This window comes from Ornithinicoccus halotolerans (assembly GCF_009602535.1).
GTDB classification, from domain to species: domain Bacteria; phylum Actinomycetota; class Actinomycetes; order Actinomycetales; family Dermatophilaceae; genus Ornithinicoccus; species Ornithinicoccus halotolerans.
The window spans coordinates 1-9553 of the sequence record NZ_WIQI01000097.1 but is presented as its reverse complement, the minus strand read 5'-3'; the positions used below and the strand labels follow the sequence as shown (position 1 = coordinate 9553).

The following is a 9553-nucleotide window of genomic DNA, read 5'->3' as shown; positions in this document are numbered from 1 at the left end:
CGCACATCAGCATGGCGATCACTCCTCTCACGGTTCCGTGCCGATGTATCTGCGGTTCGCCGCCATGATCCTGACTGTCCCGGTGCCCACGGCGGCGCGGACGAGGGTGGGCCCCTGCTGGTCCCCGGCGGGGACGGCCGCCACCACGGCAAACGCCACCGCCAGCCCCAGCAGCGTCGCGACGACCGCCACGACGACCGACTCCAGCAGGGACCACACCAGCAGCTGCCGCCGCGAGGCACCCCGCGCGACGAGCACCTCGACGTCGGAGGTGCGCGCCGCGGCCTGCAGCCGCGCGATCTGCACCACCGCGATCACGCTGACCAGCAGCAGCAGCGCGACGGGGATGGCGCCGAGCGCCTGGGCGGTCGCCAGGTTGCGGGCCGCGGTCGCCGTGGTCGGCGCCAGGTCGCCCTCGACCAGGACGCCACGGTGGTCCACCTCGGGCACCTTGAGGGCGTCCTGCAGCGCCTCGGCCGCCCCCGCCAGACCCGCCATGTGGGCCGGCTCGAGCCGGTCGGGGTCGGGGCGCACCGTCCAGTGCACGAACGGTGCCGGGCCCAGGGCGGCCACGGCCGCCTCGCCCATGACCAGGGGGCCGGCCTCGCCCTCGACGACTCCGGTGTCGACGAGGGCCTCCCCGAACCAGCGCGGCTCGGTGGGGTCCACCGGCCGCCACAGCGCCGCGACGGTCACGGTGCTGCCGTCGACCTCCAGCTCGTCGCCGACCGCCAGCTCCCAGAGCTCAGCGGCTCCTGCGTGCAGGGCACCGGGGACGGCCGCGCCGGCGGCGTCCTGCCCGGCGCCGGCCGCCGTGTCGGGCCAGCTGCCGGCCACCACCTCGACCGCCGGGTCCTCGCCGTCCGGGCGCAGCCAGTCGCCTGCCCACGCCACGACGTCCCGCTCCTGGCCGGCGACGGGCCGCGGCTCGGAGACGACGGTGCGCTGCACGGTGACGGCTGCCGGCGCGAACGTCTCGGTGATGACCCGGCGGGCGGTGGCGTCCTGCACCGGCCGGGCCTGCTCCTCGGCGGCCAGCCGGGTCCGGGCCCGCACCGCCGACTCCGTCGGGTCGGAGCCGGTGAGCGCCTCCCGGGCGGCCGTGGTCGCGGCCGCCTGGCTGTAGCCCAGGGTGCCGGCGATGATGCCGGTCGCCACCGTGGCGAGTGCCACGATGGTCAGCAGCAGCGCCGCCCCAGCCCGGGCACGGCGGAGCACGAGCCCGACCGACCCCATACGCAGCTCCTCGTCCACCCTGTCCGTCCCGGACGCTAGACGTCGGACGGTTACCGCTCAAGGAGTCAGCGGTTTTGTGACCGACCTGTGACAGCCCGCGACCGGCCGCGGAGCTCGGCGACGAGGGTGTGGTCGCCGACCCGCACGACGCGCACGTCGGTGAGGCCGCTGCGTCCGTAGCTGGCCCGCTCCCGGGCCTCGGCCAGCAGCACGTCACCGGCGTGGGCCGGGGCGATGAACTCGATGTCGGCGCCGGCGGCGACGGTGGGCCGGCCGCCGGCGTTGCAGGCCAGCGCGAACGCGGAGTCGGCGAGCGCGAACACGTAGCCGCCGTGGCAGATGCCGTGCCCGTTGGCCATCTCCTCGGTCACCCGCATCCGCGTTCGGGCCAGGCCCAGCCCGTCCCGCAGCGTCACCTCCAGGCAGTCGATGCCCATCCGGGCGCTGGCGCGGTCCTGGGCCCACATCCGGTGCACGTGGGGGCCGGTCTCCGGGCTGTTCGACATGCGCAGCATCCTGGCACGCTGGTTACGCTGACGGGGTGACAGAGACGGCAACGGTGCACGACCTGGTCAACACCCACCACGAGGTGCTGGAGGAGGCCGCCACGGCGCTCGCCAGCCGGACCTACTACAGCCGCTACCCCGAGTCGCCCTCGCCCCGGGTCTACGGGGAGGGGTCGGCCGAGCGGGGGACGCAGGCCTTCGAGGAGACCCGCAACGACGTGTTCCGGGCGCTCGGGGACCAGCCGACGACCGGCGACCACGTGGCCAGCGAGGTCTCCCCGTACGGTCCGCCGCTGGGGGTGCGCTACCCCCGGCTCGATGTCGACGCCGCCATGGCGGCCGCCCGGGCGGCGATGCCGGCGTGGCGCGACGCCGGCCCGCGCGCCCGCGCGGCCGTGTGCGTCGAGATCATCGACCGGATCAACGCCCGCTCCCACGAGATGGCGCACGCGGTCATGCACACCAGCGGGCAGCCGTTCGTGATGGCCTTCCAGGCCGGCGGCCCGCACGCCCAGGACCGCGCCCTGGAGGCGGTCGTGGCCGCGCTCGTGGAGCAGGAGCGGGTCCCGGAGACGGTGGTGTGGGAGAAGCCCAGCAAGCGCGAGCCGGTGCGGATGCGCAAGGACTTCCGGGTGGTGCCCCGCGGCGTCGGCCTGGTCATCGGCTGCAACACGTTCCCGACGTGGAACGCCTACCCCGGGCTCTTCGCCTCCCTGGCCACCGGCAACGCCGTGGTGGTCAAGCCGCACCCGCGCGCGGTGCTGCCGCTGGCGATCACCGTAGCCGTGGCCCGGGAGGTGCTCACCGAGGCCGGGTTCGACCCGGCGCTGGTGCAGCTGGCCGCCGAGGACGACGGCGAGGGGCTGGCCAAGGAGCTGGCGCTGCGGCCCGAGGTCGCGCTCATCGACTACACCGGCGGCCCGGCCTTCGGGCGCTGGCTGGAGCAGGAGGCGGGGTCCGGTGCCCGGCAGGTCTACACCGAGACGGCCGGACTCAACAGCGTCGTCGTCCACTCCACCGACGACCTGAAGGGGATGCTGAGCAACCTGGCGTTCTCGTTCTCGCTCTACTCGGGGCAGATGTGCACCGCCCCGCAGAACGTCTACCTCCCGGCCGGCGGGATCGACACCGACCAGGGCCACCTGTCCTTCGACGAGGCGGCCGCCGAGCTCGCCGAGGCGATCCGCCAGTTCACCGCCGACGACGCCAAGGCCGTCGAGGTCCTCGGGGCCACCGTCAACGACGACGTGCGCGCCCGCGCGACCGACGTGCCCGCGCTCGCCGAGCGAGTCGGCGGGACCGTGGTGCTGGACTCCCGGGCGGTCACCCACCCGTCCTACCCGGACGCGGTGGTGCGGACCCCCGCCCTCGTCGCCGTGGACGCGGCCAACCGGGAGGCCTACCGCGCGGAGTGCTTCGGGCCGGTCGCGTTCCTCATCCGGACCGGCTCCACCGAGGAGTCGCTGCAGCTGCTCACCGAGACCGTCCGCGAGCACGGCGGGATGACCGCCTCGGTCTACGCGACCGGCGAGGAGACCCTCGAGGACGCGCGGGAGGCGGTCGCCGAGGCCGGGGTCGCGCTGTCGGAGAACCTCACCGGGCCGATCTACGTCAACCAGACCGCCGCCTTCAGCGACTACCACGGCACCGGCGCCAACCCGGCCGCCAACGCCGTCTACACCGACGCCGCGTTCGTGGCCAGCCGGTTCCGCGTGGTCACCAGCCGCCGGCACGTGTGACCGGCCCTGCCGTGACTGACCTGCGCCTGCGACGCCTCGGCCCGCACCTGGCCGCGCTGGAGCTGGAGCGGGACGGGCCGGTGCCCGACCCCGAGCAGGTCGACGCCGAGGCCCGCGCGGCCTTCGCCGACGGCGTGCACCGGGTCGAGGCCGAGGTGCCGGTCGACCGGCCGGAGCTGCGCCGGGCGCTGCAGCGGGCCGGGATGCGGCCCGAGGGGATCTCCCGGGGCCGCGGCAGCGGTGACGGGCACGGCGGCTCCCGGGACGTCACCCGGCTGGCGCGGCTGGCCGACGACCCGCCGCCCGGCACCCGCGCGGCCTTCCTCGGCGTGCTCAACGCGGCGCTGCCCACCAAGCGGCTGATCGCCCAGGGCCTGGTGCGCGACGAGGCCGGGGCGGTGCTGCTGTGCGAGCTGGTCTACAAGACCGAGTGGGACCTGCCCGGCGGGGTCGTCGACCCCCGGGAGTCACCGGCCCACACCGTCCTGCGCGAGATCGAGGAGGAGCTGGCGGTGCGGCTACCGCCGGAGTCGGCGCGGCTGGCGGCGATCAACTGGCTGCCGCCGTACCGGCAGTGGGACGACGCGCTGCTGTGCGTCTACGACCTGGGCGTGGTGCCCGACATCGCCGAGCGGGCGGTGCTGGAGCCGGCCGAGCTGCGGGCGCTGCACTGGCGCCCGCCGGAGGAGCTGGACGGGCACGTCGCGCCCTACGTCGCCCGGCACGTGCGGGCGGTGCTGGCGGCCGACCCGGCGGCCGGGCCGCTCTACCTCGAGGACGGGCTGCCGCCCGCCGGCAGGTAGCGCGCCAGGAAGTCCTGCGTCTGCGCCCACGCCCGCGCCGAGGCCTGCGGGTGGTGGAAACCGGGGTGGGGGTTGTCGAACGCGTGACCGGCTCCCTCGTGCAGGTGCACCTCGACGTCCTCGCGGGTGCCGCCGGCGGTGACGGCCTCGGTGATCCGCTCGACCTCCGGCATCGGCAGGTAGTCGTCGGCCGTGCCGAAGTGGTGCAGCGAGGGGCAGCGCACCTGAGGGGCCAGCTCGGTGAGCCGCGGCAGCGCCGAGCCGTAGTAGCTCACCAGCACCGCAGGGTCCGGCTCGGCCCCCGCCGCGGCGGCGAAGCCCAGCCCGCCGCCGAAGCAGAACCCGACGATGCCCGCGGGCTGGTCGGACCCGGCCAGCGACCGGGCGTGGCTCAGTGCGGTGCGGGCGTCGGCCACCGCGGTGTCCCAGTCCAGCCGCTGCATGGTGGCCAGGGCCTGCTCGACGAAGTCGGGCGCCTGCTCGTCGATGGTCACCTCGGGCAGCCGCCAGTAGAGGCGGGGTGCCAGCACCAGGTAGCCGAGTCCGGCGAGGTCGGCGCTGCGGGCCTGCACGAAGTGGCTGAGACCGAAGATCTCCTGCAGCACCACCAGCGCCGGCCGGTCGGCGGCGCCCTGCTCGCCGTCGCCTCCGCCGCCGGTGGCGGGCGGCGGCTCCCACAGCAGCGCCGGCATCTCGCCGTCGGGGGTGGGGACGCTCACCTGGGTGGGCCCGGTGACGCCAGCGGGTTCGCTCATCGGGTCACTTCCCGTCGGGCAGGACGGCGTTGAGCAGCAGCGACACGACCGTCACGATCAGGGCGCCGAGCACCGCGTCCCAGAAGAACTCGGCCACCTGGAAGTCCAGTCCCAGCAGGCCGGACAGCCAGGAGGTCAGCGCGAGCATCGCGGCGTTGACGATGAAGGTGAACAGCCCGAGGGTGAGCACCAGCAGCGGCACCGACAGGATCATCAGCGCCGGCCGGATGACGGCGTTGAGCACACCGAAGATCAGGGCGACCGCGCCCACCGTGATGACAGCGGCCGCCGTCGAGGAGGTGTCGTCGGCGAGGGTGATGCCGTCGACGAGCCAGGCCGCTACCCACAGCGCGACGCCGTTGACCAGGACCTTGATCAGGAAGGACATGGCCCCATCGTGGCAGACACCGCTGCCCTGCGGCGGGGTGACGGGCCGGGCTGGCTAGGCTGCGCGCATGACCGAGTCGAGGAGGCCGCGGGTGCGGCTGCGCACGACGCTGGAGGGGGTGCCGGCGTACAAGCCGGGACGGCCCGCGGCGCCGCAGGAGGGCCGGACGACCTACAAGATCTCCTCCAACGAGAACCCCTACCCGCCGCTGCCCTCGGTGGTGGACGTCGTGGCCGAGGCGGCGCGCTCGATGAACCGCTACCCGGACATGGCGGTCACCGACCTCAGCCATGCGATCGCCGAGCGGCTGGACGTCCCGGTGGAGCACGTCGCCACCGGCACCGGCAGCGTGGGCGTGCTGACCCAGCTGGTCACCATCAGCTGCGAGCCGGGCGACGAGGTCGTCTACGCGTGGCGCTCGTTCGAGGCCTACCCGATCGTGACCGCGCTCTCCGGTGCCACCGCGGTGCAGGTGCCGCTGACCGAGGACGCCCGGCACGACCTGCCGGCCATGGCGGAGGCGATCACCGACCGCACCCGGCTGGTGCTGGTCTGCTCCCCGAACAACCCCACCGGGCCGGCGGTCACCGACGCCGAGCTGCGGGACTTCGTCGCCCGCGTCCCCGAGGACGTGCTGGTCGTGGTCGACGAGGCCTACCTGGAGTTCGTGACCGACCCGGACGCGCCCGACACGCTCGCGCTCTACCGGGAGTACCCCAACGTCGCGGTGCTGCGCACCTTCTCCAAGGCCTACGGGCTCGCCGGGCTGCGGGTCGGCTACGGCGTCGCGCACGAGCCCATCGCGACCTCGCTGCGCAAGGCCGCCACCCCGTTCGGGGTCACCGACCTGGCGCAGCGGGCCGCGATCGCCAGCCTCGGCTGCTACGACGAGCTCAAGGAGCGGGTCGACGCGCTGGTGGTCGAGCGGGGCCGGGTGCTGACCGCGCTGCGGGAGCAGGGCTGGCCGGTGCCGGACAGCCAGGCCAACTTCGTGTGGTTGCCGCTGGGCGAGCACACTCTCGACTTCGCGGCGGCGTGCCAGCAGGCGGGCCTGGTGGTGCGGCCGTTCGAGGGTGACGGGGCCCGCTGCACCATCGGTGAGACCGAGGCCAACGACCGGCTGATCGAGGTGGCCGGGGGGTTCCGCCGGCGCCTCGCGGACGCGTGACCGGCACCGTGCCCCGGCCGTCCGGATACCGGGCGCCCGTGGTCCGAAGTGGCGGTGGCGCTGCGGTAGCGTGGCCCCGGATCGGCAACAGGCACGCGTCCTGCCCGTGGGGCGCGACAGTGAAGGAGCGGACCCTGTGAGCGACGACGTCGTCGCGCCGGAGCGCAGCGAGCCGAGTGCGCCCTCCGCCGCGGCCCACACCCGTGAGACCCACGAGCCGCCCGAGCGGGACATCACCGACGGCGGCCCCGACATGGTGCAGTTCCTGGACGCGGAGGGGCGGCGGGTCCCGGACACCGACGTCAACCGCCCCTACGCCGAGTACGCCGACGAGCTGGACGGCGACGCGCTGCGCGCCCTCTACCGCGACCTGGTGCTGGTGCGCCGCATCGACGCCGAGGGCTACGCGCTGCAGCGGCAGGGCGAGCTGGGGCTGTGGCCCTCGCTGCTGGGCCAGGAGGCCGCCCAGGTCGGCCCGGGCCGGGCGATGCGGCCGCAGGACTACGCCTTCCCCGGCTACCGGGAGCACGGCATCGCCTGGTGCAAGGGGGTGGACCCGGTCAACCTGCTGGGACTGTTCCGCGGGGTCAACCACGGCGGGTGGGACTCCAACGAGAACAACTTCCACCTCTACACCATCGTCATCGGCAACCAGATGCTGCACGCGACCGGCTACGCCATGGGGGTGCAGCGGGACGGGGCGGTCGGCACCGGAGACCCCGACCGTGACACCGCCGTGATGGCCTTCACCGGCGACGGCGGTATCGCCCAGGGCGACTTCAACGAGGCCCTGGTGTTCGCCTCGGTCGCGCACGCCCCGGTCGTGTTCTACGTGCAGAACAACCACTGGGCGATCTCGGAGCCCAACGAGCGGCAGTTCACCGTCCCGCCCTACCAGCGGGCCTACGGGTTCGGCCTCCCGGGTGTGCGGGTGGACGGCAACGACGCCGTCGCCTGCTACGCGGTGACCAAGGCCGCGCTGGAGCGGGCCCGGTCCGGCCAGGGGCCGACCCTCATCGAGGCCTTCACCTACCGGATGGGCGCCCACACCACCTCCGACGACCCCACCAAGTACCGCATCGAGGCCGAGGTGGAGGCCTGGCGACGCAAGGACCCCGTGGACCGGATGCGCAAGCACCTCACCGCCGAGGGGCTGGCCGACGAGGACTGGCTGGCCGAGCTCGACGCCGAGGCCGACGAGCTGGCCGCCCGGGTGCGGCGGGAGTGCCAGCAGATGCCCAACCCGCCGCACGAGGCGATGTTCGAGCACGTCTACGTCGACCCCCACCCGCTGGTGGCGCGGGAGCGGGACGAGTTCGCCGCCTACGTGGCCGGCTTCGAGGAGGAGGAGTGACGGTGGGCGAGGCGACGACGCAGAAGATGACCCTCGCCAAGGGCCTCAACGCCGGGATGCGCGCGGCGATGGAGGCCGACCCGACGGTCGTGCTCATGGGCGAGGACGTCGGCAAGCTGGGCGGCGTCTTCCGCATCACCGAGCACCTGCAGAAGGACTTCGGCGAGGACCGGGTCATCGACACCCCGCTGGCCGAGTCCGGGATCCTGGGCACCGCGGTGGGGCTAGCGCTGCGCGGCTACCGGCCGGTGGTCGAGATCCAGTTCGACGGCTTCGTCTACCCGGCCTTCGACCAGATCGTCAGCCAGATCGCCAAGCTGCACTACCGCTCGCTGGGCCACCTGCGGCTGCCGCTGGTCATCCGCATCCCCTACGGCGGCGGCATCGGCGCGGTCGAGCACCACAGCGAGTCCAACGAGGCCTACTTCGCCCACACCGCCGGGCTCCGGGTGGTCACCTGCGCCACCCCCGAGGACGGCTTCTGGATGATGCAGCAGGCCATCGCCAGCGACGACCCCGTCATGTTCTACGAGCCGAAGCGCCGCTACCACGAGCGCGGCGAGATCGAGCTGGGCGAGCGCGCCCCGTTCGGGCTGCACGACGCCGCGGTGCGGCACCCGGGCGAGGACGTGACGCTGCTGACCTACGGGCCGATGGTCAAGACCGCCCTGGCCGCCGCGCAGGCCGCCGAGAACGAGGGCGGTCCCTCGGTGGAGGTGGTCGACCTGCGCTCGCTGTCGCCGCTGGACGTCGAGACCATCACCGCCTCGGTGCAGCGCACCGGGCGAGCCGTCGTGGTGCACGAGGCGCAGACCTTCCTGGGCATGGGTGCCGAGCTCGCGGCGCTGGTCCAGCAGGAGTGCTTCTACCACCTGGAGGCCCCGGTGCTGCGGGTCGGCGGCTACAACATCCCCTACCCGCCGAGCCGCCACGAGGAGGTCTTCCTCCCGGACCTGGACCGGATCCTCGACGCCGTCGACCGGTCCCTGGCGTACTGACCGGCGCCCCCAGCAGGTCCTGAAGCACCGACCGAGCGCTGACCGCCCGCGAAGGAGAAGCCCGTGCCGCAGCAGTTCAAGCTCCCGGACCCCGGCGAGGGGCTCGTCGAGGCCGAGATCGTCAGCTGGCGGGTCCAGCCCGGCGACCAGGTCACGGTCAACCAGGTCGTCGTCGAGGTCGAGACCGCCAAGTCGCTGGTGGAGCTGCCGATCCCCTGGTCGGGCACGGTCACCGAGATCCTGGTGCCCGAGGGCGAGACCGTCGAGGTCGGCACCCCGATCGTCAGCGTCGACACCGGCGAGGGCGACGACGAGGGCAGCGGCGGGCAGGCCGGGGCGGCCACCACGGGGGAGAGTGGTGCCGGGGCCGACGACCTGGTGCCCGAGGCCGAGGGCACCGAGCGCACCGAGAGCGCGCAGGGCACCGAGGAGGGCGGCGGCCGGCAGGCCAACCTGGTCGGCTACGGGCCCTCCGAGGGGGCGGTCAGCCGGCGCGACCCCCGGGAGCGGATGTGGGCCTCCCGGACCCGGCAGCTGCAGGCCGAGCACGTGAGCCGCTACGACCGGCTGTGGTCGACGCTGCCGTTCCTGCGGCCGATGGCGACG

General features: G+C 74.1%; 10 protein-coding genes. 6 read left to right on the top strand and 4 right to left on the bottom strand.

Going from position 1 to position 9553, the window contains the following annotated elements; all coding sequences use genetic code 11:
- Nucleotides 1-27 precede the first annotated feature (27 nt).
- Both GFJ45_RS13280 and paaI read right to left on the bottom strand, forming a co-directional pair.
- On the bottom strand, nucleotides 28-1254 hold the full coding sequence (locus tag GFJ45_RS13280) for an FtsX-like permease family protein (RefSeq protein ID WP_153397998.1): 1227 nt from the start codon (nucleotides 1252-1254) through the stop codon (nucleotides 28-30).
- Nucleotides 1255-1301: 47 nt separating this feature from the next.
- Entirely contained in the window at nucleotides 1302-1742 is a 441-nt protein-coding gene (gene paaI, locus GFJ45_RS13275) for a hydroxyphenylacetyl-CoA thioesterase PaaI (protein WP_228387011.1), read from the bottom strand.
- A 35-nt stretch (nucleotides 1743-1777) separates the two neighbouring features.
- On the opposite strand from paaI, the gene paaN reads away from it, so the two are divergent.
- Both paaN and GFJ45_RS13265 read left to right on the top strand, forming a co-directional pair.
- A complete protein-coding gene (gene paaN, locus GFJ45_RS13270) occupies nucleotides 1778-3481 on the top strand; it encodes a phenylacetic acid degradation protein PaaN (protein WP_153397994.1) in 1704 nt (567 codons plus the stop codon).
- Nucleotides 3482-3492: 11 nt separating this feature from the next.
- On the top strand, nucleotides 3493-4284 hold the full coding sequence (locus GFJ45_RS13265) for an NUDIX domain-containing protein (RefSeq protein WP_228387003.1): 792 nt from the start codon (nucleotides 3493-3495) through the stop codon (nucleotides 4282-4284).
- Here the strand turns inward: GFJ45_RS13265 and GFJ45_RS13260 are convergent.
- Together GFJ45_RS13260 and GFJ45_RS13255 are read right to left on the bottom strand one after the other, a co-directional pair.
- Nucleotides 4248-5039 carry a dienelactone hydrolase family protein gene (locus GFJ45_RS13260; RefSeq protein WP_153397992.1) on the bottom strand — a complete coding sequence of 264 codons (792 nt, stop codon included), beginning with the start codon at nucleotides 5037-5039 and terminating at the stop codon, nucleotides 4248-4250. The genes GFJ45_RS13265 and GFJ45_RS13260 overlap by 37 nt on opposite strands.
- A gap of 4 nt (nucleotides 5040-5043) precedes the next feature.
- Nucleotides 5044-5427, bottom strand: coding sequence for a phage holin family protein (locus GFJ45_RS13255; RefSeq protein WP_153397990.1), 384 nt, complete (start codon nucleotides 5425-5427; stop codon nucleotides 5044-5046).
- A gap of 67 nt (nucleotides 5428-5494) precedes the next feature.
- Between GFJ45_RS13255 and hisC the strand changes: the two genes are divergently transcribed.
- The 4 genes from hisC to GFJ45_RS13235 form a co-directional block, all read left to right on the top strand.
- Nucleotides 5495-6595 carry a histidinol-phosphate transaminase gene (hisC, locus tag GFJ45_RS13250; protein ID WP_153397988.1) on the top strand — a complete coding sequence of 367 codons (1101 nt, stop codon included), beginning with the start codon at nucleotides 5495-5497 and terminating at the stop codon, nucleotides 6593-6595.
- A 136-nt stretch (nucleotides 6596-6731) separates the two neighbouring features.
- Nucleotides 6732-7949 carry a pyruvate dehydrogenase (acetyl-transferring) E1 component subunit alpha gene (pdhA, locus tag GFJ45_RS13245; protein WP_407670399.1) on the top strand — a complete coding sequence of 406 codons (1218 nt, stop codon included), beginning with the start codon at nucleotides 6732-6734 and terminating at the stop codon, nucleotides 7947-7949.
- A 26-nt stretch (nucleotides 7950-7975) separates the two neighbouring features.
- Nucleotides 7976-8947 carry an alpha-ketoacid dehydrogenase subunit beta gene (locus GFJ45_RS13240; protein ID WP_153398001.1) on the top strand — a complete coding sequence of 324 codons (972 nt, stop codon included), beginning with the start codon at nucleotides 7976-7978 and terminating at the stop codon, nucleotides 8945-8947.
- A 63-nt stretch (nucleotides 8948-9010) separates the two neighbouring features.
- Nucleotides 9011-9553: biotin/lipoyl-containing protein (locus GFJ45_RS13235; protein ID WP_153397975.1), on the top strand; the 543-nt coding region annotated here is incomplete at its 3' end.